This is a genomic window from Pantoea sp. EKM21T (assembly GCF_011800405.1).
Taxonomy (GTDB): Bacteria; Pseudomonadota; Gammaproteobacteria; order Enterobacterales; family Enterobacteriaceae; genus Pantoea; species Pantoea agglomerans.
The window spans coordinates 22,945-47,671 of sequence record NZ_JAALFV010000010.1 but is presented as its reverse complement, the minus strand read 5'-3'; the positions used below and the strand labels follow the sequence as shown (position 1 = coordinate 47,671).

At 53.6% G+C, this 24,727-nt stretch carries 22 protein-coding genes and 1 pseudogene; 7 read left to right on the top strand and 16 right to left on the bottom strand.

Features of this window, described 5'->3' with window-relative positions; genetic code table 11:
- The first annotated feature begins 841 nt into the window (after window positions 1-841).
- Window positions 842-1,312: an SgcJ/EcaC family oxidoreductase gene (locus HFD87_RS18840; RefSeq protein WP_033770116.1), complete on the top strand. Its 471-nt coding sequence runs from the start codon at window positions 842-844 to the stop codon at window positions 1,310-1,312.
- Between the two features lie 294 nt (window positions 1,313-1,606).
- Here HFD87_RS18840 and HFD87_RS18835 read toward each other — a convergent pair whose 3' ends face one another.
- From HFD87_RS18835 to ssuD, 5 genes are all read right to left on the bottom strand, one after another.
- Window positions 1,607-2,824, bottom strand: a complete 1,218-nt coding sequence (locus tag HFD87_RS18835) for a monooxygenase (protein WP_167423788.1) — start codon at window positions 2,822-2,824, stop codon at window positions 1,607-1,609.
- Window positions 2,817-4,277 carry an MFS transporter gene (locus tag HFD87_RS18830; protein ID WP_033781082.1) on the bottom strand — a complete coding sequence of 487 codons (1,461 nt, stop codon included), beginning with the start codon at window positions 4,275-4,277 and terminating at the stop codon, window positions 2,817-2,819. Before HFD87_RS18830 ends, HFD87_RS18835 begins: the two co-directional genes overlap by 8 nt.
- 359 nt (window positions 4,278-4,636) lie before the next feature.
- The gene (locus tag HFD87_RS18825) at window positions 4,637-6,046 is read right to left on the bottom strand and encodes an LLM class flavin-dependent oxidoreductase (RefSeq protein WP_167423787.1); all 1,410 of its coding nucleotides are present in this window, start codon (window positions 6,044-6,046) and stop codon (window positions 4,637-4,639) included.
- A gap of 68 nt (window positions 6,047-6,114) precedes the next feature.
- Window positions 6,115-7,527, bottom strand: a complete 1,413-nt coding sequence (locus tag HFD87_RS18820; RefSeq protein ID WP_062759505.1) for an FAD/NAD(P)-binding protein — start codon at window positions 7,525-7,527, stop codon at window positions 6,115-6,117.
- 19 nt (window positions 7,528-7,546) lie between these two features.
- On the bottom strand, window positions 7,547-8,719 hold the full coding sequence (ssuD, locus tag HFD87_RS18815) for an FMNH2-dependent alkanesulfonate monooxygenase (RefSeq protein WP_010257094.1): 1,173 nt from the start codon (window positions 8,717-8,719) through the stop codon (window positions 7,547-7,549).
- 274 nt (window positions 8,720-8,993) lie between these two features.
- Here ssuD and HFD87_RS18810 point away from each other — a divergent pair, with 274 nt between their 5' ends.
- Both HFD87_RS18810 and HFD87_RS18805 read left to right on the top strand, forming a co-directional pair.
- Complete coding sequence (locus HFD87_RS18810) at window positions 8,994-10,883, top strand: sigma-54-dependent Fis family transcriptional regulator (RefSeq protein WP_050680244.1); 1,890 nt, start codon at window positions 8,994-8,996, stop codon at window positions 10,881-10,883.
- 119 nt (window positions 10,884-11,002) lie between these two features.
- On the top strand, window positions 11,003-11,929 hold the full coding sequence (locus HFD87_RS18805) for a sulfonate ABC transporter substrate-binding protein (RefSeq protein WP_170933491.1): 927 nt from the start codon (window positions 11,003-11,005) through the stop codon (window positions 11,927-11,929).
- A gap of 314 nt (window positions 11,930-12,243) precedes the next feature.
- On the opposite strand, the gene yahO is transcribed toward HFD87_RS18805, so the two are convergent.
- From yahO to HFD87_RS18790, 3 genes are all read right to left on the bottom strand, one after another.
- Entirely contained in the window at window positions 12,244-12,513 is a 270-nt protein-coding gene (gene yahO, locus HFD87_RS18800; protein ID WP_010257103.1) for a DUF1471 family periplasmic protein YahO, read from the bottom strand.
- Window positions 12,514-12,788: 275 nt separating this feature from the next.
- A complete protein-coding gene (locus HFD87_RS18795) occupies window positions 12,789-13,925 on the bottom strand; it encodes an HlyD family secretion protein (protein ID WP_167423786.1) in 1,137 nt (378 codons plus the stop codon).
- A gap of 1 nt (window position 13,926) precedes the next feature.
- Entirely contained in the window at window positions 13,927-14,253 is a 327-nt protein-coding gene (locus HFD87_RS18790; protein ID WP_010257107.1) for a DUF3302 domain-containing protein, read from the bottom strand.
- A 594-nt stretch (window positions 14,254-14,847) separates the two neighbouring features.
- Between HFD87_RS18790 and pqiB the strand changes: the two genes are divergently transcribed.
- The 3 genes from pqiB to HFD87_RS18775 all read left to right on the top strand — a co-directional run bounded on the left by pqiB (window position 14,848) and on the right by HFD87_RS18775 (window position 17,176).
- The gene (gene pqiB, locus HFD87_RS18785) at window positions 14,848-16,500 is read left to right on the top strand and encodes an intermembrane transport protein PqiB (RefSeq protein WP_029519692.1); all 1,653 of its coding nucleotides are present in this window, start codon (window positions 14,848-14,850) and stop codon (window positions 16,498-16,500) included.
- Window positions 16,501-16,640: 140 nt separating this feature from the next.
- Window positions 16,641-16,892, top strand: coding sequence for a type II toxin-antitoxin system Phd/YefM family antitoxin (locus tag HFD87_RS18780; protein ID WP_010257113.1), 252 nt, complete (start codon window positions 16,641-16,643; stop codon window positions 16,890-16,892).
- Complete coding sequence (locus HFD87_RS18775; RefSeq protein ID WP_010257115.1) at window positions 16,889-17,176, top strand: type II toxin-antitoxin system RelE/ParE family toxin; 288 nt, start codon at window positions 16,889-16,891, stop codon at window positions 17,174-17,176. The genes HFD87_RS18780 and HFD87_RS18775 overlap by 4 nt, the downstream gene beginning before the upstream one ends.
- Before the next feature lie 269 nt (window positions 17,177-17,445).
- On the opposite strand, the gene HFD87_RS18770 is transcribed toward HFD87_RS18775, so the two are convergent.
- Both HFD87_RS18770 and HFD87_RS18765 read right to left on the bottom strand, forming a co-directional pair.
- Complete coding sequence (locus HFD87_RS18770; protein ID WP_010257118.1) at window positions 17,446-17,736, bottom strand: helix-turn-helix domain-containing protein; 291 nt, start codon at window positions 17,734-17,736, stop codon at window positions 17,446-17,448.
- A gap of 30 nt (window positions 17,737-17,766) precedes the next feature.
- Window positions 17,767-18,042, bottom strand: a pseudogene (locus HFD87_RS18765) (SAM-dependent DNA methyltransferase); the annotation flags it as partial.
- 177 nt (window positions 18,043-18,219) lie between these two features.
- Here HFD87_RS18765 and HFD87_RS18760 point away from each other — a divergent pair.
- Window positions 18,220-18,411, top strand: a complete 192-nt coding sequence (locus HFD87_RS18760) for a hypothetical protein (protein WP_241773195.1) — start codon at window positions 18,220-18,222, stop codon at window positions 18,409-18,411.
- 104 nt (window positions 18,412-18,515) lie between these two features.
- Here the strand turns inward: HFD87_RS18760 and arnF are convergent, their stop codons facing one another.
- Genes arnF through arnC form a run of 6 tightly spaced genes read right to left on the bottom strand, consistent with a single transcriptional unit; the run spans window position 18,516 to window position 24,726 of the window.
- Entirely contained in the window at window positions 18,516-18,881 is a 366-nt protein-coding gene (gene arnF, locus HFD87_RS18755; protein ID WP_167423785.1) for a 4-amino-4-deoxy-L-arabinose-phosphoundecaprenol flippase subunit ArnF, read from the bottom strand.
- A complete protein-coding gene (arnE, locus tag HFD87_RS18750; RefSeq protein ID WP_010257131.1) occupies window positions 18,878-19,198 on the bottom strand; it encodes a 4-amino-4-deoxy-L-arabinose-phosphoundecaprenol flippase subunit ArnE in 321 nt (106 codons plus the stop codon). Before arnE ends, arnF begins: the two co-directional genes overlap by 4 nt.
- Window positions 19,198-20,865: a lipid IV(A) 4-amino-4-deoxy-L-arabinosyltransferase gene (gene arnT / locus HFD87_RS18745; RefSeq protein WP_167423784.1), complete on the bottom strand. Its 1,668-nt coding sequence runs from the start codon at window positions 20,863-20,865 to the stop codon at window positions 19,198-19,200. Before arnT ends, arnE begins: the two co-directional genes overlap by 1 nt.
- A complete protein-coding gene (gene arnD / locus HFD87_RS18740) occupies window positions 20,865-21,767 on the bottom strand; it encodes a 4-deoxy-4-formamido-L-arabinose-phosphoundecaprenol deformylase (protein WP_167423783.1) in 903 nt (300 codons plus the stop codon). The genes arnT and arnD overlap by 1 nt, the downstream gene beginning before the upstream one ends.
- Complete coding sequence (arnA, locus tag HFD87_RS18735) at window positions 21,767-23,746, bottom strand: bifunctional UDP-4-amino-4-deoxy-L-arabinose formyltransferase/UDP-glucuronic acid oxidase ArnA (RefSeq protein ID WP_167423782.1); 1,980 nt, start codon at window positions 23,744-23,746, stop codon at window positions 21,767-21,769. The genes arnD and arnA overlap by 1 nt, the downstream gene beginning before the upstream one ends.
- Window positions 23,743-24,726 carry an undecaprenyl-phosphate 4-deoxy-4-formamido-L-arabinose transferase gene (gene arnC / locus HFD87_RS18730; protein ID WP_167423781.1) on the bottom strand — a complete coding sequence of 328 codons (984 nt, stop codon included), beginning with the start codon at window positions 24,724-24,726 and terminating at the stop codon, window positions 23,743-23,745. The genes arnA and arnC overlap by 4 nt, the downstream gene beginning before the upstream one ends.
- Window position 24,727 lies beyond the last annotated feature (1 nt).

The window sequence follows — 24,727 nt, the reverse complement described above, 5'->3', positions numbered from 1 at the left end:
GTTGTCATTTTCAGGACGAACTCTACTGCTATCCATCTTAACCCGGCACCTTCCCTATGTCATGACTTCGTATAAGAACAATTATACGAAGTTAGTGTGGCGTAACCGATCCCGTCTGGCTTTTAACGGATTGACGCTCATCGCAGTCAGTCAGGGAAGGTACAGGTCACACGCTTTATCGATAGCTGAACGTAACTCACTGCGAGTTGTTCAAGTGAAACCACGATGCAAAAAAATGTCTCAAACTAAGGCGCGTTTAAACCAGGGTATGAACGGTTTAATCATTATTTAATTAAATCAGCGCATCACGATGCTTTATTTTCCCAGCGCAATAATGAGCAGGAGCATCAAAATAGAGATGTTGAAAAATGGCAGACTACGTTAATTAGTTAGTCAGTTAAATTAATAACTCATAAAAAGGTTCCATATAACACTGCTCAAAGGCAATATCCTTTTAAAATTTTTATAGAGTACATAAATTAAACACAACTTCCCGATATTACGTTCATAGTTCTGAACAGGCGACATGTCATTTACGCTACCACAAGAGATCCAGGCATTAATCCTCAGAACAAAAAACTAAATACCAGCTTATCGCCGATTTAAATACCAGACAGCACTTCCTTTCATCTATCTTGTTCCCCTGCATATCAAAAGCGTCGATAAGTATATGCATCAGCTTTTTAATCGAATAAAGCGGCTAATGTATTTATCGCAGCAGTATTATTCTGGCTGATCAGCCGGATTAAGACGTATTAACGAGTTATACACATTTTATGGCGGCGTCTGGAAGAACGCACAGAACGCTGGCTTCACCCAGGGTAAATATGAGGATATTTTCATGAAAAAAACGTTATTATCGCTGTGTCTTTTAGGTCTTTCCTGCGCCCCAGTTGTTACGCAGGCACAACAGTCAGTGACCTGTGTCAGAGCCTCAGAGCAGGATGTGGCCAACCTGTTTGACGCCTGGAATGACTCTCTGGCAACCGGTGATGCAACAAAAGTCTCTGAATTATATGTCAGCGATGCCGTTTTGCTGCCGACCATTTCAAATCAGGTACGTCTGACCGATCAGGAACGTATCGATTATTTTAAAGATTTCCTGAAAAAAGGGCCGAGCGGTAAAATTGATTCCCGGACTATCAGAATTGGTTGTAATAAAGCGATTGATACCGGCGTTTATACATTTACTTTTAAAGATAACACGCACGTCACAGCACGTTACACCTTCACTTATGTCTGGGATGGTAAGGGCTGGAAAATCTCAACCCATCACTCTTCAGCTATGCCAGAGCCTGTAAGCAAGCCTTAACAGACGCGCTGATGAAAAAATAGCCAGCGTCATGATGTGATGCTGGCTCTTTTCCCTTTACGCAAAAATAAACGTTCGGGCTTGAAGATAATAACGCCTGGCTCATACTTAATAAATGGCAATTAATATCCTTCGCATTTAGCGTGTCTGTTTCCTGTATCACGGACAGTATAAGTGCTATTAAATGGCCAGCGTCAGTTTCTCATCCGAATAAAATGAAATCTGTCGGTTTGGTGTTTCCATTTCAGGCTGATCAATTCCCAAACGCAAATATCTGCCCATGAAACAGCGGTTTTATACTCCATTTCCATTGCCTATCTGCCAGATAAAGGTCGGATCGGTGCCGTTCACCTCCCAGTCACCCACGTTACGTAGCTTGTAGATCACCGGATTGTGCGACGACACCGTTCGTGCATTACGCCAGTGCCGGTCGAGTGCCTTGCTGACTCGGGTATCAGATGCACCCAGCGCATTGAAGAATTCTGTTGCCGCACGCGTCACCAGCTCAACGGCCACCGCCTGTGCCTGAGCGGACTCTACTTCGGCCAGCACATTTGCCGCATGAAGCTGTGCCTCATCTGCGCCACTCAGTTGCAGCTCAAATGCCCGCTGCAACGAGTGCGTCGCCCGGTCGACGGCGGCTTCGGCTGCCCATGCCCAGCTGCTTATCTGACCGACCACCTGCAACACCTGCACATCCTGCTTCACCTGCGGCGCATTACCGTGGCTGTAAATACGCTTACGCTGCGCCACGCCCTGAGCAGCATCGCGCACCACCGCCCGCCCGATGCCCGCCAGCGTGGCCAGTAAGACATGCTGATAGAATGCCGTCTGATAGCGGAAACGCTCACTGAAATCATAGACATGTGGCAGTTCAACCCGGGCCTGATGAAAGCGCGTAGTACCACTGCCGGTCAGTCGCTGCCCGAAGCCATCCCAGTCATCATCGCGCTCCACCTCATTCTGGTGGGTGTTCACCAGGGCAATCACGTCACGACCGTTATCCGCGCGCTGAGCATAGACATCAATCCAGTCCGCATAGAGTGTGCCGGTGCTGTAGAACTTCTCACCGCTGATCCGCCATCCCCCCTCATCGGGAGAAACCTGAGTGTTGACTTCACCCAGCTTCACCGCGCCGATCTCGCTCCAGCCGCTGCCCACCAGCTCACCGTCCACAAAGCGGCGGAACCAGCGACGCCGATCCTCACTGGCTGGCTGGTTCAGGCGATCCTCAATAAATGCGAAGTGCGCACGCAGCGCCTGTGGCAGGTTGGAATCTGCCTCAGCCAGTTCGGTCAGCAGAGCAAATAACTGCGGCAGGGAAACCCCAAAGCCGCCTTCTTCTTTAGGGATACGCAGGGTGCCAAAGCGCGCCGCTTTCAGCCAGCTGATCGGTTCATGCAACAGTGTGCGTTCGGTTTCACGGGCACTTGCCCCCTCAGCGATGCGGGCGAACAGCGGCCTGAAATGCTGAACCAGTTCGTCAAATTCGGTACGATTTAATTCAGACATGATCCTCTCCTGAGTCGGGTTGTTCATCGATGTCCTGTCGGGTCGGTTCAAAACGAATGATTAACAGGAAAATAATCGGGATAAGGGCGGCCAGCGAGACAATCCAGAACATATTGGTGCCGTAACGCGCCTGCAAAATTGGCAGAATAAACAGCGCCAGCGCGCTGCCCACACCGGAGAGCGAACGACTAAAGCCGACACCGGTGGCGCGTATGTGGGTCGGGTAGGAGAGCGCCGGATAGATCATCAACTGCGCGCCGGGTCCGAATCCCTCTGCAAAGAGCCACAAACCCAGCATCAGCACCGCAAACACCACGCCAGCTGTCGCCTGGGGATGACCAATCAATGCCAGCGAAATCAGCGCGATAAACTGCAGCGCAAATCCGGCGATTGCGACATGCCGTGAGGGAAATTTCCACGCCAGTCGCATCCCCAACAGCCCGCCGGTAAAGGCGAACAACGCATTCAGTCCCAGCGAGGCAGAGATAGTTTCAAATACGCCCGCGCCGAGAAATTGCGCCAGGATAGAGGGCAGGAAGAAAGCGATGGCGGTGTATTCAAATGAAATACAGACGTTCATCACCGCACTGACGACCGTGCGCTCCAGATAAGGCTTCTGAAACAGTACGCGGAAACGCACTTTCGGCTTCGCTTTCACCGCATCGGTTTTAGCGGGCGGCTCCTCATGCGCAACAATGCCGTAAGAGTCACGCAGAATACGCACCGCACCGCTCAGGTCGCCCTGATTCGCCGCCCACAGCGGTGACTCATTCATAAACTTACTGCGCACCGCAATAATCAGTAGCGCCGGTACGGCGCCAAACAGCAGCGAGGCGCGCCACAGCCAGTCGATATGTTCGGCGGGCAGCAGGAAATAGAGTGCAAAAATAATAAAGAAGCAGGCAGACGAAGCGGCATACCACATCGGGCACCAGGCTGCGAGGCGCGATGCTTTATTGCCCTTGCCGGAGAACTTAGAGAATTCTGCCAGATAGGCCATGGCAACCGGCAGATCGATCCCGACGCCGATGCCCATCAGAAAACGGGCACCAATCAACACCCAGACGTTGGGGGCCAGACCTGCCGCAATGGCGGAGACGACAAAAAACAACATGTCCGCCATAAACACTGAGTAACGGCCATATTTATCGGTCAGCCAGCCGCCGACCAGATTACCCACAATGGTGCCGATCATGATTGACGACGTCACCAGGCCCGTGAGTACCGGGGTTAAACCAAACTCCTTCACCACATCATCAATGCCGTAGGAGAGGGTAGTGAGATCGTAGGCATCAAGAAACACGCCGCCCAGCGCCAGGAAAACAATCCAGCGCGCATAGCTGTTTTTTTCGGTGTTACTGTTAATCAGCCGGGCCACATCACTCACCGATCGAACCGGTTGAGAGTGAGGCGGTGGCGCAGTTAAGGTGTTGTCAATTTCTAATGTACTCATCGTATCCTCGTTATTATATTCAGCAGGTAGCGAGGGTTTTATATGAATTACTGGCATAGTTAACAACCAACAAAATCAGATAACTATTATAATTAATTCAATAAGATAGGATTATATCTCACCCACACCAGACCCCGCATGAAATATAAAATTCATCCGGTAGCGTTCAGCGAAATGTTGTTTTTTATACTGCTGAAACGGGTGAAGTTTCAGCAGTATATGGCAGACCTGTTTAGCAACGGTTAACAGCAATGACCGGTCCGATAATGCCTGTCTATCTACCGGCGACAAGACGTACTCTTGCCTCTTTGCACTTTGCTATGCGCCGGTTATTCATGCCGGGCAGCCAGCCGTCTCTGTTATGAAACTTCCACCCTTGCTGCTGGCTGTTCCACATCCGCACTCCGGCGATAACCGGCACCCGAATGCGGCAACGCCAGCCGCGGCCCCTGGCCAAATAACTTTTCACGCAGCGTACCGGGCTGATACTGCTGCTTGTAGACGCCACGCTTTTGCAGTTCCGGCACCAGCAGTTCCACCACGTCAGTAAAGGTTTCGTGCGTTACGGCGTAGGCGAGGTTAAAACCATCGACGTCTGTCTCTTCGACCCAGCTTTGCAGCTCATCGGCCACCGTTTCAGCGCTGCCCACCAGCAGCGGACCAAATCCGCCAATGCCCACCCAGTCTGCCAGGCCCTGTACCGTCCATTGGCGGTTGGGATCGGCAGTGGAGAATGTCTCAACCGCCGATTGAATCGCATTGGTGTGCAGATGTTTCAGTACCTGATCCGGCTGATACTGCCCGAAATCAATGCCGGTCCAGCCTGAGATCAGCGCCAGCGCGCCTTCGTAACTGACATAGCGTTTGTACTCCTGCCATTTGGCCTGCGCCGCCAGGTCGGTTTCACCCACAATGACTGTCTGCAGGTTGAAGATCAGTATGGAGCGGGGATCGCGTCCCGCTTCAGCGGCTCTCCGGCGAATATCCGTCACGGTTTTCTTCAGCAGAACTTTCGAAGGTGCCGCCACGAACACGCATTCGGCATGCTCCGCCGCAAACGCTTTACCGCGGCTGGAGGCGCCCGCCTGATATAGTACCGGCGTGCGCTGCGGCGAAGGTTCACACAGATGGATGCCGGGCACCTGGAAGAATTTACCCTGATGATTTATCGGATGGATTTTATTCGGGTCGCTGAAAATATGACGTTCACGATCGCGCAGGACCGCGCCATCTTCCCAGCTTCCCTCCAGCAGCTTATAGATAACCTGCAGATATTCATCGGCATAGTCGTAGCGCGCATCGTGATCGGTCTGGGCCTGATGTCCAATATTACGCGCACCGCTTTCCAGATAGGAGGTTACAATATTCCAGCCAATGCGGCCTTTGGTCAGATGATCCAGCGTCGAGATCCGCCGCGCAAACGGGTAGGGGTGTTCAAACGACAGTGAGGCGGTCAGGCCAAAGCCCAGATGTTCCGTCACCAGCGCCATCGGCGTGATTAACGCCAGCGGATCGTTTACCGGCACCTGCGTGGCGTGCCGAATCGCGGCCTGGTTATTGCCGTTGAGCACGTCGTAGACCCCAAGCACGTCAGCAATAAACAGTCCATCAAACCTGCCGCGCTCCAGCAGGCGTGCTAAGTCGGTCCAGTACTCCAGATCTTTGTACTGCCAGGAGCGATCCCGGGGATGCGCCCATAAGCCGGGCGATTGATGACCGACACAGTTCATATCGAAAGCATTCAGGCGAATTTCACGTTGCGATGACATAGCGACTCCTCGGCGGATGCGGCAATCGCTTGCCGCCCACCTTTTAGTGATTGTTCCGGAAGGGTGATTCAGTAGATGAGTGAGCCGGGACATCGCTCGCTGAGGGGCAGCGGCGTAGTGGAGAGTAGCTGCCGTGCTACGGACTCAGCATGTTCTGCAACCTGCGGTAATCCCATGAGTTCGCCAAAGCGACCACGCGCGGCAGGCCCGGCTACATAGAGATGAGGATTGGCATCACCCTGCGCATTCAGCGTCTGTGACAGCGCGTTCACCTGGATGCCCAGCGCCAGCGGGTCGGGCTGAATCACGCCGTCGCCGTGGAGCTGGCGCAGCAGCGCGTTACTTTTAAGCAGTGCGTTGTGCGCTGGCCCGGTGGTGACAATCACTTTTTCCACCACCCGGATTTCTGATTGCGCTCCACGCCGGCGCAGCGTCAGCTGAAGATTGTTTCCCACCGCTTCCGCGCCCATCAGACGCGCCGCCAGCAGTGACAACTGACCGCTCGCCTGCTGCTGGTTGAGTATCTGGCTTACCTGCGGGGCAATCCGGTAGCGGTGAACATCCCACCAGGGGCGTAGATGGTGCAGAAAACGCTGCTGCTCATGCAGTGAAAGGCTCTGCCAGATACGCTGGCCGTTACGGCGGATATCATCCAGCACCAGCTGCCAGGGGAGATTTAACGCGGCTGCCTGTTTTACCTCCTGACGCACCCGATGTAACCAGCCACGTGCGCTGGCGGGCTGTGGCTGACTGTAATCCAGGGTGTAGCTCTCATCGCTGCCGCTCAGGTTGGCTCGCGGCAGCTGTCCACGGCGTGAGAAGGCGGTAATCTCTCCGCGATGCTGCTGGCGATGCAGCGATGCCACCACATCGGACATGGTCAGCCCTGAACCGATAATCGCTACCCGATCGTCAGGTGCGACCTGTGCCAGCGCGCCATTCTGCCAGGGATTGGCAATCAACCCCGGATGCCCCTGTAAGGGCTTCAGCAGCGCAGGCAGGTCCGGCGGTGGATGGCTGATGGCCAGCACCACCTGATCGGCCCGGATCTTCTGCCCTGAGGCTGTGGTCACTACACCATGCTGCAGCGCAACCGCGCTATCACGCAGATGACTAAGTTTTACCGGCGAATGCTGCTGCTGATGCACAAACTGCGCATTGACCCAGCGACTAAACTCCCCGCGTTGCGGGTAGACATTGCCGTCACGCCACAACGCGTCGGGGTCGGCCTGAAAGGCGGGCGATGCGCGATAGTCGCGGTCAAATATGCCCTCCTCATCCCCAGCAAGCTGCATTCTGGCGGCTGGCACATTGATGCGGTGGGCCGGATCGGTGGTGCCGTATGCCACACCCTGAGCAAGCTGCGCTCGTGGTTCAATCACCGTCACATGCAACCCTGCCTGGCCAGCCCGGGCCAGATGGATCGCCAGCGCGGTGCCGGTAAAACCACCACCGATAATGACTATCTGCTGCTGTGACATAAGCGAACCTTCTCTTCTGTTAACTGGCGCTGGCCTGTTTATCAGGACGACGGTCGCCGCCAATGGTTTCACCAAAAGGACCGGTGTTCACGCTGCGCTGTCTCTTTTCGGCGTTTGCAGCCAGCGGTAACAGCGGCATCACCAGTTCAGCGAAGCGGTGCGCCTCTTCAAGGTGCGGATAGCCGGAGAAAATAAAGTTCTCGATCCCCAGCGCCTGATACTCCCGGATGCGATCGGCTACCTGCTGCGGACTCCCCACCAGCGCAGTACCCGCACCGCCGCGCACCAGGCCGACGCCTGCCCAGAGATTGGGGCCAATGCGCAGGCTGTCTCGCGAGCCCTGATGCAGCGCGCTCATCCGCGCCTGTCCGGCTGAGTCCATGCGGGCAAAGATCTTCTGCGCGGCGGCAATGGTCTCTTCATCCAGATGAGAAATCAGCCGATCGGCCGCCGCCCAGGCTTCCTCTTCGGTTTCACGGACAATGACATGCAGCCGGATGCCGTAGGAGAGGCTACGGCCACTCTCCTGCGCCCGCTGACGAACCACCGCCAGTTTTTCCGCCACCTGTTCAACCGGCTCGCCCCACGTCAGATAAGTGTCGATCTGATTCGCCGCAACGTCGATAGCGGCATCAGACGAGCCACCAAAATAGAGCGGTGGGCCATTTTCCTGCACCGGCGGAAAGAGGATCTCAGCGCCTTCCACGCGGATGTGATCACCCGAAAAATCGACCTTCTCGCCTTTCAGCAGGCGGGAGTAGACCTCAAGAAACTCTCTGGTCACCTGATAGCGCTCTTCATGACTCAGAAAGATGCCGTCACCTTTGTTCTCAACCGGATCGCCACCCGTGACCACGTTAATCAGTAAACGTCCGCCAGAAAGCCGATCCAGCGTAGCCGCCATACGCGCCGCCAGGCTTGGCGGTTGCAGACCAGGACGCACGGCCACTAAATAGCGCAGCTTTTTGGTGATCGGTGCCAGCGCAGAGGCGACCAGCCAGGAATCCTCACAGCTCTTACCGGTCGGGATTAATACACCGTAGTAGCCCAGATTATCTGCCGCCAGCGCAACCTGCTGTAAATAGGGTAAATCGACTGCTCTGCCGCCTTCGGTGGTGCCAAGATAGCGCCCATCGCCATGGGTGGGCAGAAACCAGAAGAGGTTGAGGTTTTCCTGTGTCGCATGACTCATTAGCAGATTCCTTTATAACGATATTTGAATTTAATACATAGGCATAAATTCTTTAGTTATATAGCTGTTAGCAGGATGCGTGCCAGTCTGCTACTTAATATTTATCTCATTAATTCAACGATATATTCATAATTTCGCTTGATGCATATTGCTGCATTTGCGACAGGTAAATTTACAGCCTGCTGCATTGGCAACAATCCGGTCCGGTTAGCCTCTCGTTTCCGCGTTAGCCACGCGGTATGGTCATGGCTTTCCAGTTAACCCGGTAAATGAGATGCAAATTACCAGCCCTGAGTTGATTGACCCCGCATCGCGCGCCTTTAAAAGCGTGCTGGATCAGCTTGCGCCTACCGACGCGACGGTGCTGATCATTGGTGAAACCGGCACCGGCAAAGAGGTGATGGCGCGCTATCTGCATCATCACAGCGCCCGCAGCAGACAGCCATTTCTGGCGGTCAACTGCGGTGCCCTCACTGAGAGTCTGGCGGAGTCGGAGCTCTTTGGTCATGAGAAAGGGGCATTTACCGGCGCACAGGATCGGCATCGCGGCTGGTTTGAGGCGGCAGAGGGCGGGACGCTGCTGCTGGATGAAGTCGGTGAACTGAGTGCGTCGCTGCAGGTGAAGCTGCTGCGCGTGCTGCAGGAGCGCGAGATTACCCGTGTGGGTTCCTCCCGGGCTGTAAAGGTCAATGTGCGGGTCATTGCGGCCACCAACCGCGACCTGGCGGTGGCGATTCGTGAACGGCGCTTCCGGGAAGATCTCTACTACCGGCTGAATGTGGCCAGCGTCACGCTGCCGCCGCTGCGCCAGCGATGCGAAGATATCCCGGTGCTGGCCACTCACTTCCTGCAGCTCTATGCGCGCCGTCTGGGCCGACCTCAGTTACGTCTCAGTGAAGATGCTGTCGCCACGCTGATGGACTACAGCTGGCCGGGCAACATTCGCGAGCTGGAGAACACCCTGCATAATGCCGTCCTGCTCAGCAAAACCTCGCTGGTCACGCCGCAGCAGCTCCGGCTGAATAACCTCACGGGTAGCGAGTTACCACCGGGAGAGGAGGCGCTGGATCAGTTTTTACGGCAGCAGATGCAGCAGAGCGAAACACCGCTCTATCCCCGGGTGATCGAGGCGCTGATAAAGAATGCGCTGGAACTCACTCAGGGCAATCAACTGCAGGCCGCCGCGCTGCTTGGCATCAGTCGTCATACGCTGCGCACCCAACTGGGCCATCTGGGAGTGATTAAACCGCGCCGCACTTCACTGCGTCAGCGCGACACTTCTCTGAATCAGCAGCCCGAACGGGAGCGGGAACTGCGCATCGGTTATCAGAAATTTGGCAACCTCGGCATCCTGAAAGCGCGCCAGTCACTGGAACAGCAGCTGGCCGATAGAGGCGTCAGCGTGCTGTGGAGTGAGTTTCCTGCGGGTCCGCAGCTTCTGCATGCGCTGAGCCAACAGGAGATCGATTTCGGGACGACTGGTGAAGTTCCCCCCTTGTTTGCGCAGGCCAGCAACAGCCCGATGGTTTATGTGGCCTGGGAACCCGCCGCGCCGCAGAGCGTGGCACTGCTGGTACCGAACAGCAGCCCGGTTCAGCAGATTGGCGATCTCAGAGGAAAACGCATCGCCGTAAATCGTGGTTCCAACGTTCACTATCTGCTGCTGCAGATTCTGGATGAAGCGGGTTTAGGGCTGGATGATGTGCGCATCGTCTATGCACCGCCCAAATATCCGCTGACGCCCAGCGATCTCAACGCAGTGGATGCCTGGATGATGTGGGATCCGCTGCTCAGCGATGCAGAGAACAGCGGACAGTTCAGGGTGATCGCTGATGGCACCGGCCGGGTCAATAATCATCAGTTTTACCTTGCCGAACGCGGGTTCGCCGCGCAGTCGGGCGATCTGCTGCAGGTTCTGCTCACCGCGCTGGAGCAGACTGGCCGCTACATCGATGCACACCGTGCTGAAGCCGCTGCGTTGCTCTCAACCGAACTCGGGATATCAGCGCCTTCACTGATGCATGCCTTAGCGCGGCGCAGCCACCAGACCCAGCGCATGAACTTAGCCATCATCCGGGAACAGCAGACCATCGCTGACCGCTTCTATGCACTGGGGCTATTGAGTCGCGCCATTCGGGTACGTGAGTCGGTCTGGCATCCATAGCGTTTTTTTCGCTAAGCATCGAACATTTTATCGCTAAGCGCTTCAACCTGCGTTTGTTATGTTGCGCTGACAACAACCAGACTCAGGAATGAGAGATGAAAAGAGTTTTGCTTAGCGCAATGATTATTGCCGCCCAGGCGGGATTAGCGTTCAACACCCAGGCTGCAGCAGAGAAGCCCGAAACAGTTAACATTGGTTTTCAGAAAGCCAATATCTTCGCCCTGCTGAAATATCGCGGCACGCTGGATCAGGAATTTAAGAAACAGGGGATTGCGGTTCACTGGATTGAGTTCCCGGCTGGGCCGCAGATGCTGGAAGGCCTGAACATCGGCAGTATCGATCTGGCCGCAACCGGCGACGCGCCACCGACTTTTGCTCAGGCCGCACAGGCCGATCTGGTTTATCTGGCACATTCTCCCGCCAACCCCAAAACTGAGGCGATTGTGGTGCCCGCCGACTCCCCCATTAAAAGCGTGGCGGATCTCAAAGGCAAACGCGTGGCGCTGAATAAAGGCTCTGACGTTAACTATCTGCTGGTCACTGCGCTGGAGCAGGCGGGGCTGAGCTATAAAGACATTACACCGGTCTATCTGCCACCCGCGGATGCGCGTGCCGCTTTCCAGCGCGGTGCAGTGGATGCCTGGGTAATCTGGGATCCTTACTACGCAGAAGTTGAAACCAACGCCCACGCGCGGCTGATTAAAAATGCCGAAGGCCTGGTGCCACACTACACCTTCTATCTTGCCAGCCGTAAGTTTGCGGAAACCTGGCCGCAAATCGCCAGCCAGGTGGTGGATGAGCTTGGGTCGCTAAGTACCTGGGCCAATCAACATCAGGAAGAGGCGGCAAAAATCATGTCCACCTCAACCGGTCTGCCGCAGCCGATCTGGCAACGGGCGCTGGCAAGGATGCCGTTCGGGGCTGAGCGGATGACACCTGAAGTCTTCACGCAGCAGCAGGCTCTGGCCGATAAGTTTACCCAGATTGGTCTGTTACCAGTGAAGGTCGATATCCGCAGTGCAACCTGGTCGCTGGATAAGAAATAGGGGGAGGCGGGCGGCGGCTGATTAGGGGAACCTTCGCCTGACGGCTGATAACGTCATCGCCTGGAGTTAATCAAGTGCAGGCGGATTAGCGTGACGTGTTATCCGCGCATCAGCCTGGGCAGATAAGGTCCTGTCACCGACGTTCAGCTCATCCTCGCTGAAAACGGTTTAAAGTCCTGATGGTGCTGTAAGAAAGATGCCCTTTACGTTAGTAAAGGGCATCGATTAACCTGTATTAAGAACATATTTCCTGAGGCTCCGAAAAAAATCATCTATTTCAGTCTGTATTTCAGACAGATAGCTTCGTTATTTCGCTATTTTTTCTTGTATACATCAGCGGTACCTTTAATTTTGTTATTCGTATTGGCTGAGGTCAGCACGAACACATCGCCGCCTTTTTTATCGGCCATTTCTGATAGCTCCGCTTTTGCATCTGAAGGGCTGGTCTCACCTGATGTTGAGATATCGCCTATCTTTTCATACTGATCCTTCACTTTCATAAAATCATTCTTTGACATCATTTCGGCAGCAAATGAGCCAAACGATAAAGAGCAAATAACCACACCAAAAATTAATTTTTTCATATGTGTATCCTCGGAATGTTATAAAAGACGATTAGAATTCGTAACTACATTTAAAACATAGCATATTCAATGCAAACAGCTATTTCAAAAGCTTATTTACGATCCTGTTTTGTGATAACCGATCAGTAATTTAATTAACCACCCATCGTGTTTTCAGGGTAATTTCAAATCAGGGCTTATTACAAAGTCAGGCCGCTCATAACTGTTCTGATTAACTTCTTCTGAAAGGGGGCAAACGGTTAATCGATGGACAGTTAAGGATATATTTATCATCATCAGTGATCCAGGTAGAGGTAATGCACCCAGCTGGTCATTCTCAGCAAAATTTTACGCATGACCGAAACATGCGTGAAGTGGTCAGAATAGACCGCAACCTGAGCAAATATGCCGTCTGGCAATGCATCAACGTCCTGATTTGGGTTTAATTCAATTATGGCTAATACGCCATCAGAACCTGAAGCAAGGCTCAGTGATTGCACCGTTCCCTGTGCCTGATAAGCTCCGCCTGGAACCACTGGCAAAACTCTGAGCAGTTTTCCTGAGAATACCTGTCCCGGAAGGGCATTAAAAACGACCTCTGCTTCATCTCCCGCCGTCAGGCGAAGCAGGGAATTTTGTCTGAACTGAGCAATGATCTGACGTTTTTGTACAGGAATGAATATCATGACCGGGCGCAGCGGCAGGGCGGCTGCGTAGCTTCCGGGACGGATTAAGACCTGAGTGACATAACCATCACTGGGTGCGCGAACAACCGTCTGATCCAGGTTATACCGGGCTTCTGCTAATTGCGCGCGCAGACTGGCTATCTGGGATTGTTCTCCTCCTGATACACTGGTCAACTGGCTTCTGAGCTGCTCCTGTTCCGCCAGTGAACCTTTTACCAGGGCATCCTGCGCCAGAAATGCATGCCTGGCATTATCAATGTCACGTTCGGAGAATGGATTGACTTTCGCCTTACTGCCTTTGAGATAGCGTTGATAGTCCAGAAATAATCTATCCCGCTCAGCAGATACATGGGTTGTGTAGGCAACGGCTTCGCTTAATTGTCCTTTCATCGCTTCAATATTGTTAATAGCGGTGCTCAGGTCGGCTTGTAATCTTTCGACGCGGACCTTATAACGTGTCTGATCCAGGGTGAAGAGCATTTCTCCCTTTCTAATAAGCACTTCTTTTTTATCAGTAACTTCATTTACGACGCCGGTCACTTGTGGAGTAACAGGAATCGCGACAACCGCTTTTTGTGCCAGTGACGTATAGGGATGGTTATAATTCATTAGCAGAATTAGCGCACTGACCAGAAAAACGCCACCGAGGGCCGCTGTTGGCACTGTCCATTTATTGACGGGTATGCGAAATATTTTAAAAACAGCCCAGGCTATCGCAACGTAGCTTAAAATAATGAGCAGATCCATATCATCGCTCCGGTCGCAGCGGTTTCGAATCAGCCTGTAAACGCTCCAGTTCTGCTACGCGCTGCTGCAGTTCCAGTAATGAAGTGTATTGACTCTGCATCCCCCAGCCGCGCTCAGGACGATAAAGAGTGGCCCAGATCCACAGGAAAGGCCATATGACATGCAGTGTAAACAAACTTACCCAACCTGCGACGTGAATGGCATCGGCATGAGGATGATTACGGGACTTTGCGATTAAATAGGGAATATCATGAAGAACGATAATTCCATAAAAAATAATTATGAAAACGAAGATCAGCATACCCAAAGCAAAATAGTTAAGGAACATAGGTGCCTCTGCTAAATTGGAATGCGAAGTAAAAATAGATCGGCTGCAAGAATATTTCAATTCGTAAAAGAGTTAACCTGACACACCTCGTTGACAGACGCAATACCATAAAGTCATGCAGCGCCCAGGGATTTGAGGCACTTCAGCAATGACGTAGTTGGGCAACACTGTTCATTGGTGATGATTTTAGTGGATTTATTACACTTTAAACGCAGGGTAATTCCACTTTATTTTGAGCCGCTAACCTCCATGATGTTGGTAACTGATTGATTTAATTTTATTAAAATAACATGACACATTGATCACAGATTTGTATTTTTTAAGCTTTATTTAAAAAAATATCTTTATACTTATTAACCCTCCTGTTCCGAAGTTATTACAGACTATCCGATCCATTATTTACTGGAAAATAATGGATCTCCGTTTGATAGTAGATTTTATGATCCTGACTTATCGAAATTTAACGCTTAATGATGAGATTAACTATCATGGCCTCAGGAAAGACGAGCGAATACATAGCCCTGAGATCGAATCCTGCTTCAACAGAACGCCCTGAAAAGTTCAGGTTACTCTGTTCTTACACGAGTCCATACTTTGTCGGATAATCCGGATAGTGCTCATGTAAATCCCAACAAAAGATGGTCTTCTGTCTGGATCATTCCCTTTGTCACGCTGCTCATCGGTCCCTTTTTATTGTATTACCATAAAAGCCAGCAGGGACCTTTGGTGATTCTGATGACCGAAAACGCACAGGGGATTAAGGCAGGTAAAACCGTAATAAAAAACCGCAACATTGATGTGGGTGTCGTTGAAAGTACCGAGCTTACTGACGATCTTAAGCACGTCGAGATCAAGGTTCGCATGCACACTGGTATGCAAAAACTATTGAACGGCAATAGCGCATTTTGGGTGGTCAGGCCTGAAATTGGATTCGAAGGAATAACGGGCTTAAGTACCTTGTTCTCAGGCGCCTATATAGCCTTACAGCCAGGTTCTCCGGGGCCAGCGCTGGAACGCTATCGGCTGTCAGATGCGCCTCCCCAGGCCTCACCGAATGCAAAGGGGATCAGAATCACGCTTAATAGTCGTGAAGCGGGGCAACTCATGCCGGGCTACCCGGTTCTGTTTCGCGGCCTGCGTGTCGGGTCAGTCGAGAACAGCCGGTTTGATATGGAAAAAAGGATGATGCGTTATCAGATTTTTATCGCTTCGCCCTTTGATCAGCTTGTCACCTCAAACGTTCGTTTCTGGAAGAATAGTGGGATTGCTGTAGATTTATCCTCATCCGGGATGCGCGTGGAGATGGGGTCTATCACCACATTATTAAGTGGCGGGGTCAGTTTTGACCTGCCTGAAGGCGTGGCCCTGGGCCAGCCGGTTAGGGGCGTAGCAACTTATACTCTTTATGACGATCTGCGAAGCATCGAGAATTCTCGTTATACCGAACACCTCGACTTCTTATTGTTCTTTTCCGATTCTGTTCGCGGACTTCAGGCAGGCGCGCCTGTCGAGTTTCGTGGAATACGCCTGGGGACGGTCGCTCAGGTTCCTTTTAACTCGCCTGAGATAACCCAGAATTTTCGCAGCCATTATGAGGTTCCCGTACTGATTCACATTGAACCCCAGAGATTCATGAGCGGTATGAGGGAAGACTTTGACCTGGGGAAAAAGCTACAGCTGGGTAAAAAACAGGGGTTAAGAGGCTCGCTGAAAACAGGCAGTCTGCTTTCCGGTTCGCTGTTTATCGACTTAGACTATTATGCAAATGTTGAGCCTGACAAAGGACCGGATATCGTCGCGGGTTACAAAGTCATCCCCACAACGCCTGGTGGTTTAAACCAGATACAGCAAAAGATTATGGCTATAGTGGATAAGATGAACAGCCTTCCGCTTCGGCCACTGATTTCAGTTGCGACCGGTACGCTAAAACAAAGTCAGCGCACCATGACAGAAATACAAAAATCGCTCAGGCATATTGATGGATTTATCAGCAGCCCTGCAATGAAAACACTGTCTGAGGATATGCAGCAAAGCCTGCAACAGCTCAGCCGCAGCATAAAAGGTATTCAGCCTGGATCGCCCGTATATCAAAAACTGACGGGGGATATGCAGCGTCTGGACCTTATGCTCAGAGAATTGCAGCCGCTTCTCAAGACCTTAGATAAGAAAAGCAATGCGCTGATTATTCAGGATGCTGCAACTGACGATCCTGTTCCTGTCGGCGCGAAAAAGAGAAATGAAAAATAATCCCATCTTCCGGCATTTCAAATAGCTCATTCAGCTTTTGCAGTTCATCAAACATAGCCATTTGTATCTATTGAAAGAGACTGGTTATCAGGTCTTCAGGCTGCTACTATAAAGACCTGTTAAGCAGTCCTGGAGGCTCTATGCCAAACATTATTTTAAGCGATACCAGTGCCAGCGTAAGCGAACTGAAGAAAAACCCGATGGCCACGGTTAGTGCAGGTGACGGTTATCCTGTCGCCATTCTTAACCGCAACAAGCCTGCATTCTATTGCGTCCCGGCTGAGCTTTATGAACAAATGCTTGATGCCCTTGACGATCAGGAACTGGTTAAGCTGGTCAGTGAACGCAGCGGCCAGCGTCTGCTTGATGTCGATTTGGATGCGCTTTTGTGAGTTATACCGTCAAATTCAGGGAAGAGGCTTTTAAAGAGTGGCAGAAGCTGGACAAATCTCTCCAGCAGCAGTTTGCCAAAAAACTGAAGAAATGTTGTGATAATCCCCATATTCCTTCTGCCAGACTACGTGGGATTAAAGACTGCTATAAAATCAAACTCAGAGCGTCCGGGTTTCGCCTGGTTTATCAGGTAATAGACGATCAGCTGGTGATTGCCGTTGTTGCTGTGGGTAAACGCGAGCGCAGCGATGTTTATCATCTTGCCAGTGAGAGGATGCGGTAGGGAGGGAGGGCTGTGTCCGATGAGTATTGACGTAATTCAAGCGATATTGATAATCAAACACTTTATTTAACATAAATTACATTATGCGCACTTCTGCAGATGGCCAATTTGGTAGTGTCACTTGATAGCAGAAACGGCAAGCTATCAGCGTCAGATGGGAAGGGATGAAGACGGTCAGGTGAAAGGGTATAGCCGGTGCATCAGCACCGGGTTTATCCTGCCCCGAAGGGGCTACCGTCCTGGCAGTTCGCGCGAAGCAAAAAGGCAGCTCAAGCTTCCTCTGGTTCGCTTATCTCAATACTGGTTATGTGCAGTCCGGCATGTGACATCATGCTGACCAGCTTATCAATTGAAAAGCAGTTGATCCGACCTCCTGCCAGCTCGGACACTCTGGGCTGTGAAACGCCCAGCGCAGCAGCAGCAGTGGCCTGATTCAGGCCATTACGTTTAATCCAGCTATTCAGGCGGCCTACTAACTCGGCGCGGAGTTTCATATTTTCCGCCTGCTCTGGCGTTTCGCTGATAACGTCCCACACATTATTAAAAGTCTGAATATTCATTTTGTAGTTTCCTGCTGTTTTGTCCATTCCCTACATTGCCCTGATAAAAGCCAGCATCGCCTTGATCCGGCGCTGGCTTTTGAGACGTTCTTCAAAATCGTTGAGATAGTAAGCCGGTGTATAGCGCACCCGGTTAAACTCCAGCGTCAGCGTATTACCGGTGACAACCTCAGCTGCAATGCCCAGCAGGGAAAGCTGTATAAACGCCATATCCACCGTGACAGGATCAATATCAAATCAACTGACGGACATCTGAACTGATGGATTAAATCCGGCTTCAATCAGGCAATCTGCATAAGGTAGCATCGGTCATGTGGGTGTAATTAAGCAGGCGGAAGTAACGCACACCGATACGGGCATAAATGTCCGTTATCCCGCCGCAGTACATTTCTGCAAACATGAACGTTTCACAGTCCCCGTTCTCATTGCATGCCTGTTTCAGCGGATAGAGTCTCCCCAGCGCATCAGTAAGCGATGAAAGAGATGGGCAAGCCCGTATCAGAGTGCATGATGGTGGCTGCGCACGGCTGGGATGTGGGTGGAGCAAAACGTGCAGACATGAAAACTGCATTTATTACCCGCAAAGGACAGGCACTCTACCCGCTGGCACCTGCACCCGATCTAATCGTCAGTGATATTGGCGAGCTGACTGCAAAGATAAAACCGCTTTGCTGACCCGCCGTTTACCGCAAATACTTTAATGCCGCGAGAGTTACTCGCTGCCCGAAAAGGCTAATAAAAGGCGCAGTTGATGCGCAAACGCTAACGTCATTCTTAAATCAGGGCTTAACCACAATACACAGCAGGCCGATGACAATAATCACTACGCCCGCCAGGCTGTGCCAGCTGAACGCCTCATGGAATACCGGCAGACAGACAGCCACCAGCCACACCAGCACATAACTGAGGCTGAGCAGCGGATAGACGCGGTTCAGCGGAAAATAGCGCAGCGCCCGAATCCAGCAGAGCATTGAAACACCATAAGCGCCCAGCCCGGCCAGCAGCAGCAAGGCGGGCAGCAGGGCAACAGCAGGCATCGACGTTATGCTGCTGACATCGGGCAGACGCGGCATCGCCCAGCGCATCATCAGCTGTGCCGCTGAGACCAGCAGCACGCTGCATGCGACCCATCCATACCCTTTCATAGCTGGCTCGCCATCAGCGCCACACCCGTCACCACCAGTAGCGTGCCGAAGATCTGGCGCAGCGTCAGGCGCTCGCGCCAGAGGATGCGTCCTGCCAGCGCAACGAAAATGAAGTTAAGGCTCAGCATCGGATAGGCCTGGCTGACAGGCACCCGCTGCAGCACCAGCAGCCAGAGAAGCATCGCGACACCCAGCAACAGCACGCTCACCCCAATCCAGCTTAAGCGGACCCGGCGCGATGCCGCGTGAGTCGCCTGTTTCTGGCACAGTTGCGCGCTGCAACTGAGCAGACTGACCAGTACAATCAGCAGCAGCATCACTTCATCTGACTGTAATAGAGGCAGACCAGCCTGCCCTGGCGATAGACGGCGTCCGGCACCGGAACATCCTCGCCGATATCACTGTGTACTGAATCAACCAGCAACAGCAGTGATACGCTTCCCGTACGGCGATGATCGGCAAGCCAGCCGCCGAAGTCCGCCTGAGAGACAAAGCGGGATTGCGCATCCGGGTAGCTCAGCCCATATTCCAGCTCGCCTTTGGTGTCATAGAAGCCGATATCGCTACGTTGCAGATGCCAGGCTGCGGCAGATGCCACGCCGGGATTGTCCGCCAGGATAAAGTGACTTGAGGCCAGACGCTGGCTAATCGTCGAGACAAAACGCTGCGGCTGTTTGGCGTCGCGGATTTTATCCGGGATTGCCGTACCAATAAACAGGGCGACGCCCAGCGGGCAAAACGCGGCCGCCAGCCAGCGGCGCTGTGCAGAGCGGCAGCTATATGCGCCCACCAGCCCCCAGATGAGAAATGCCAGTGCCCCCAGCGCAAGCTTCAGCATCTCGTGCGTGGCGAACAGCGGATGATGCGTCACACTCCAGGGAGCGAGCACCAGCACGACCGTTGCCAGGGTAATGATGCCAAAAATCAGGTTGAGCCAGCCATTGACTGTTAATGCGCGCCCTGCCCGCTGTGCGGCGTTCAGGCCATAGTGCGCCATCAGCAGCGACAGCGGCACAAAACAGGGGAGGATATAGGTTGGCAGCTTGCCTTTTGCCAGGCTGAAAAACAGCAGCGGCATCACCGTCCAGCTCAGCAGATAGAGCGCACCGGGATGCTGCTGACGCTCGCGCCAGCCGGTCATCAATGCGCCCGGTAACAGCGCCAGCCACGGCAGCGTTCCCAGCAGCAGAACCGGCAGGTAATACCAGAAAGGCGCTTTGTGCTGGGCATTGTCCTCAGCAAAGCGCTGAATATGCTCAACCCAGAAGAAGTAGTGCCAGAAATCCGGTGCCTGATGATAGATCGCCAGCGCCCAGGGTGCGCTGATCGCCGCGGCTGAGAGTAGAGCCAGCGGACCGAAGCAGAGCAGTTCGCGCAGTCGCTGCCGCCAGATCGCCCAAGGCAGAATCGCCAGCACAGGCACTGCCAGCGCCAGAAAGCCTTTGGTCATGAATCCCATGCCGCAGGCGAGACCCAGCAGCAGATAGCCGCCCGCCCGCCCGGCGCGTCCGCTGGCCTCCGTCGCCAGCCAGAAGCTGCACATCGCGGCCGCCAGCCAGAGCATCAGCATCGGATCGAGCACCGCATAGGTGCCAACGCCATAGACCAGCAGCGAACTGAGGAAAATAATCGTGCCGACGGCAGCCGTGCGTGCCGAACTAAACAGCCGCCTGCCGAGCCAGTAGATCAGCACGGCGGTCATCGCCGTGGAGAATATCGAACCCGCCCGCACGCCAAAATTGTTGTGGCCAAACAGCCACTGACCCAGCGAGTTGACCCAGTAACCCGCAATCGGTTTTTCAAAATAGCGCAGGTCGAAAAAGTGTGGTGTCACCCAGTTACCGGTTGTCAGCATCTCCCGGCTGATCTCCGCATAACGGGTCTCATCCGGTTGCCAGAGGTCGCGGAACATCGGCGGAAGCAGGTAATAGAGAATAAAAAAGCTGAAAAAAAGTAGCCACTTCGTGTTGTTATGTATCCGCACTAGTTCGCCTCTTCAGTCAGTTTCTGGCAGCCCAGCCACCCTTCCCGTCCGGGGATTTCGCCCCTGACTACTTTGCCCACTGGCAAAGTAGTCAGATCGTCGGGCAGCAGCTCGCTTAACGGGCAGAACTGAATGCCGTGACGGTCCGCAGCAGCCAGCAGCTGGTCAAAGTCCGGGTAGCCAATAATCCCTTCGACTTCGGCATGCACGGTGTAGACCGCCCCATCGTCAGAAGAGAGCATTTTCGCCAGAATGTAGTCGTTATAGCCTTCTGCGCTGACCTCGCGGCCAACCACTTCATCCCATGTGGGCAACGTCACCGGAATCTGTACAGTACCAATCTGTCCATCCGGCAGCATGGGCCGGAACGGGCCGCTGCCGCGACAGTCGCTGTTGTAGTGAAAGCCAAAGTCCTGTTTGGCGGCGATCACCCGGCCATCGGCTCGCCAGCCCGCGACGGCCGAACAGCTGACAGGATGACCGAGTATCTCACTCAGCGTTTCGGTGCCACGTGCTATCTGCTCAACCAGCTTATCCTGCGGCCATACACCGGCCCAGGTCTGCCAGGCAAAATGGTCCCAGGCGTGCAGACCGACTTCGTGCTGACGAGTGGCGTCCTGCATGATGTGCCGCAATCTCTGTCCCATCTGCTTTCCCGGCCAGGCCGTTCCGGCGAGCAGGATGTCCCAGCCATAGAGCGATGCAGCGCGGGAGCGCAGCATCTTCATAAGAAACGCCGGTTTCACCAGCCGCCAGAGATGGCGGCCCATGTTGTCTGGTCCCACGCTGAAGAAAAAGCTGCCCCGCACCGCATGACGCCGGAACAGCTCAAGCAGCGCCGGCACACCCTGCTTCGTGCCGCGCCAGGTATCTACGTCAATCCGCAGACCGATCTTCTTCATCACTTATCAGCCTGTGGCTCAACGGTGCGCAGGAAGAAGTCGAGCGTGTTGTCGATAGTGACATCCATCGTCACGGTCGGTGTCCAGCCGAGCAGGCGACGCGCATTGCGGATAGCCGGTTTACGGTGCTCCACATCCTGATAGCCTTTGCCGTAGTAGCTGCTGCTTTCTACTTCGCGGAAACCGGCAAACGGCGGGAACTGGCTGCGCAGCGGATGACGTTCAAAGCTGGCCAGCAGTTGCTCTGCCAGCTCTTTAATACTGGCTTCGTTGTCCGGATTACCGATATTGATGATCTGACCATCACAATTCAGCTGTTTGTTTTCGATAATGCGGAATAGCGCCTCAACGCCATCCTGAATATCGGTAAAGCAGCGCTTCTGTTTGCCGCCGTCAATCAGCTTAATGGGCGAACCTTCTACCAGGTTGAGGATGAGCTGGGTTATCGCGCGGGAACTGCCGATGCGCGCTGCATTAAGGTTATCCAGACGCGGTCCCATCCAGTTGAACGGACGGAACAGGGTAAACCGCAGCCCCTCTTTTTCGCCGTAGGCCCAGATAACGCGGTCCAGCAGCTGTTTGGATACCGAGTAGATCCAGCGCTGTTTGTTGATCGGCCCGACGACCAGATTAGAGCAATCCTCATCGAAGCTGGCATCGGTACACATGCCGTAAACTTCTGAAGTGGATGGGAAAATGATGCGCTTCTGATACTTCACACAGTCGCGAATGATTTTCAGGTTCTCTTCGAAATCGAGTTCAAACACGCGCAGTGGATTACGGGTGTACTCAATTGGCGTGGCGATGGCCACCAGCGGCAGGATGACGTCGCATTTTTTGATGTGATACTCAATCCATTCGGAATGGATAGCGATATCCCCTTCGACGAAATGGAAGCGCGGATGATCCAGGAAGCGGCTGATCGCGTCTGAACTGATATCCAGGCCATAGACCTCGAAATGCTCATCCTGTAACAAACGCTCAGTGAGATGATTACCGATAAAGCCGTTAACGCCAAGGATCAGCACGCGGGTACGACGTTGCAGCGCTGACTGCGGTTTTGAATAGAGCAGTGCGCCAGGGACGATGCCCAGACTCTGCGCCAGCTGGCTGCCATTCATGTAAACGCCATGCTCGGACTGGCCGGTCTGGATTTCCAGCGCGCCTTCGCCACAGGCGATCAGGAAGGGCTGCTTAGAGAGTACCGTCCCTGGCTTTGCCTGATGCTGCTGTGGAAGAACCCGACTCTTCCAGACGATAAATTTAACCGAACCGGCAAAGGCGAATGCGCCAGGCCAGGGATCGGTAACCGCCCTGATTAGATTGTGAATCGTCTGAGCAGACTGATTCCAGTCAATGCGGCCATCTTCGGCCGTGCGACGATCTACCCGTGTCGCCTGACTTTCATCCTGTGGCCATTCACTCACCTCACCCTCGCGCAGACGAGGTAAAACGTCGCCGAGCAACTGCTCCGCAGCCTGGGTCAGTTTACGATGCAGCGTCAGCGCGTTGTCCTGATCCTCAATAGCGACCTTCTGCTGCGCCAGAATATTACCGGCATCCGCACGCTTCACCATGCGATGTAGCGTAACGCCCGTTTCAGTTTCGCCGTTGACCAGCGCCCAGTTCAGCGGTGCCCGGCCGCGATATTTTGGCAGCAGCGAGCCGTGCAGGTTAAAAGCACCCTTTTGAGCGCATTGCAGGATCTCATCACTCAGCAGATGGCGATAGTAGAAAGAGAAGATCATCTCTGGTGCCATGGTGCGGATGCGGTCAAGCCAGATCGGGTGATTCGCCTCGTCAGGTGCATAGACCGGAATGCCATGCTCTGCCGCCAGACGGGCTACTGAGCCGAAAAAGTGGTTTTCGGTCGCCACATCGTTGTGAGTAAAAATGGCGGTGATTTCATAGCCTGCACTCAGCAGCGCATTGATGCCGACACAGCCCATGTCGTGATAGGCGAAAACAACGGTCTTCATGATTGAATATCCTGTACTGAAGGCTCTTCTGGAGCGTGAACAATGCGTTGAACGAAATAGCGCGGACGCGCCCGAACGTCGTTGTAAATGCGCCCGATGTACTCCCCGAGCAGTCCCATACCCACAAACTGGGCGCCGATAAACATGAACAGCACGGCGAACAACACGAAGACGCCGTCACCCGCCCAGGCCGCACCAAAAAAGAGTCGCAGTACGATCAGCACCAGCGAGAAGGCGAAGCCGGAGAGCGCAATCAGGCTGCCGACCACGCTGAGCAATCGCAGCGGCGTGGTGGTCAGACAGGTCACCAGGTCATACATCAGGTTAATCAGGCGCATAAAGCTGTATTTCGAATCGCCAAAAGCGCGCTCGGCATGGATCACCGGCAGCTCAATGGTGTGTCGGGCAAAGGTGTTGGCCAGGATCGGAATAAAAGTGCTGCGTTCGTGACAGTTGAGCATCGCCTCGACGATGTGGCGACGGTAGGCGCGTAGCATGCAGCCGTAATCGCCCATCGCCTTGCCGGTGACCCGCTGAATCAGCCGGTTGAGCGTGCGTGAGGCTTTACGACGGAACCAGCTGTCCTGGCGCTGCTGACGGACGGTACCCACCACGTCATAACCCTGACGCGCGGCGTCAACCAGCCGCGGGATCTCTTCCGGCGGGTTCTGCAGATCGGCATCCAGCGTAATAATCAGATCGCCACGAACCTGGCTGAATCCGGCGATGATGGCGGAATGCTGACCGTAGTTGCGGTTGAGCAGCACGCCGGTTATCCGGCTGCCGGGAACGGTGGCGGCCTGTTCAATCAGTTCGGCAGAACGATCGCTGCTGCCGTCATCCACCAGCAGAATTTCATACTCAATCTTAATTGAGTCACAGGCGGCGCAGGTGCGCTGAAGCAGCTCCGGCAGACTCTCCTGCTCGTTATAGACCGGGATGACCACGGAGAGCATATTGATCGGTTTAATATCGCGCATC

Excerpts from the sequence above, each read along its gene's own strand:
- HFD87_RS18840 (WP_033770116.1), top strand. The coding sequence starts at position 842 with ATGAAAAAAACGTTATTATCGCTGTGTCTTTTAGGTCTTTCCTGCGCC.
- HFD87_RS18780 (WP_010257113.1), top strand. The coding sequence starts at position 16,641 with ATGCCAAACATTATTTTAAGCGATACCAGTGCCAGCGTAAGCGAACTG.
- HFD87_RS18805 (WP_170933491.1), top strand. The coding sequence starts at position 11,003 with ATGATTATTGCCGCCCAGGCGGGATTAGCGTTCAACACCCAGGCTGCA.
- HFD87_RS18760 (WP_241773195.1), top strand. The coding sequence starts at position 18,220 with ATGGGCAAGCCCGTATCAGAGTGCATGATGGTGGCTGCGCACGGCTGG.
- HFD87_RS18820 (WP_062759505.1), bottom strand. The coding sequence starts at position 7,527 with ATGTCACAGCAGCAGATAGTCATTATCGGTGGTGGTTTTACCGGCACC.
- HFD87_RS18770 (WP_010257118.1), bottom strand. The coding sequence starts at position 17,736 with ATGAATATTCAGACTTTTAATAATGTGTGGGACGTTATCAGCGAAACG.
- arnF (WP_167423785.1), bottom strand. The coding sequence starts at position 18,881 with ATGAAAGGGTATGGATGGGTCGCATGCAGCGTGCTGCTGGTCTCAGCG.
- yahO (WP_010257103.1), bottom strand. The coding sequence starts at position 12,513 with ATGAAAAAATTAATTTTTGGTGTGGTTATTTGCTCTTTATCGTTTGGC.
- HFD87_RS18830 (WP_033781082.1), bottom strand. The coding sequence starts at position 4,277 with ATGAGTACATTAGAAATTGACAACACCTTAACTGCGCCACCGCCTCAC.
- HFD87_RS18825 (WP_167423787.1), bottom strand. The coding sequence starts at position 6,046 with ATGTCATCGCAACGTGAAATTCGCCTGAATGCTTTCGATATGAACTGT.
- arnE (WP_010257131.1), bottom strand. The coding sequence starts at position 19,198 with ATGCTGCTGCTGATTGTACTGGTCAGTCTGCTCAGTTGCAGCGCGCAA.
- arnC (WP_167423781.1), bottom strand. The coding sequence starts at position 24,726 with ATGCGCGATATTAAACCGATCAATATGCTCTCCGTGGTCATCCCGGTC.
- HFD87_RS18810 (WP_050680244.1), top strand. The coding sequence starts at position 8,994 with ATGCAAATTACCAGCCCTGAGTTGATTGACCCCGCATCGCGCGCCTTT.
- HFD87_RS18835 (WP_167423788.1), bottom strand. The coding sequence starts at position 2,824 with ATGTCTGAATTAAATCGTACCGAATTTGACGAACTGGTTCAGCATTTC.
- HFD87_RS18795 (WP_167423786.1), bottom strand. The coding sequence starts at position 13,925 with ATGGATCTGCTCATTATTTTAAGCTACGTTGCGATAGCCTGGGCTGTT.
- arnD (WP_167423783.1), bottom strand. The coding sequence starts at position 21,767 with ATGAAGAAGATCGGTCTGCGGATTGACGTAGATACCTGGCGCGGCACG.
- ssuD (WP_010257094.1), bottom strand. The coding sequence starts at position 8,719 with ATGAGTCATGCGACACAGGAAAACCTCAACCTCTTCTGGTTTCTGCCC.
- HFD87_RS18790 (WP_010257107.1), bottom strand. The coding sequence starts at position 14,253 with ATGTTCCTTAACTATTTTGCTTTGGGTATGCTGATCTTCGTTTTCATA.
- arnA (WP_167423782.1), bottom strand. The coding sequence starts at position 23,746 with ATGAAGACCGTTGTTTTCGCCTATCACGACATGGGCTGTGTCGGCATC.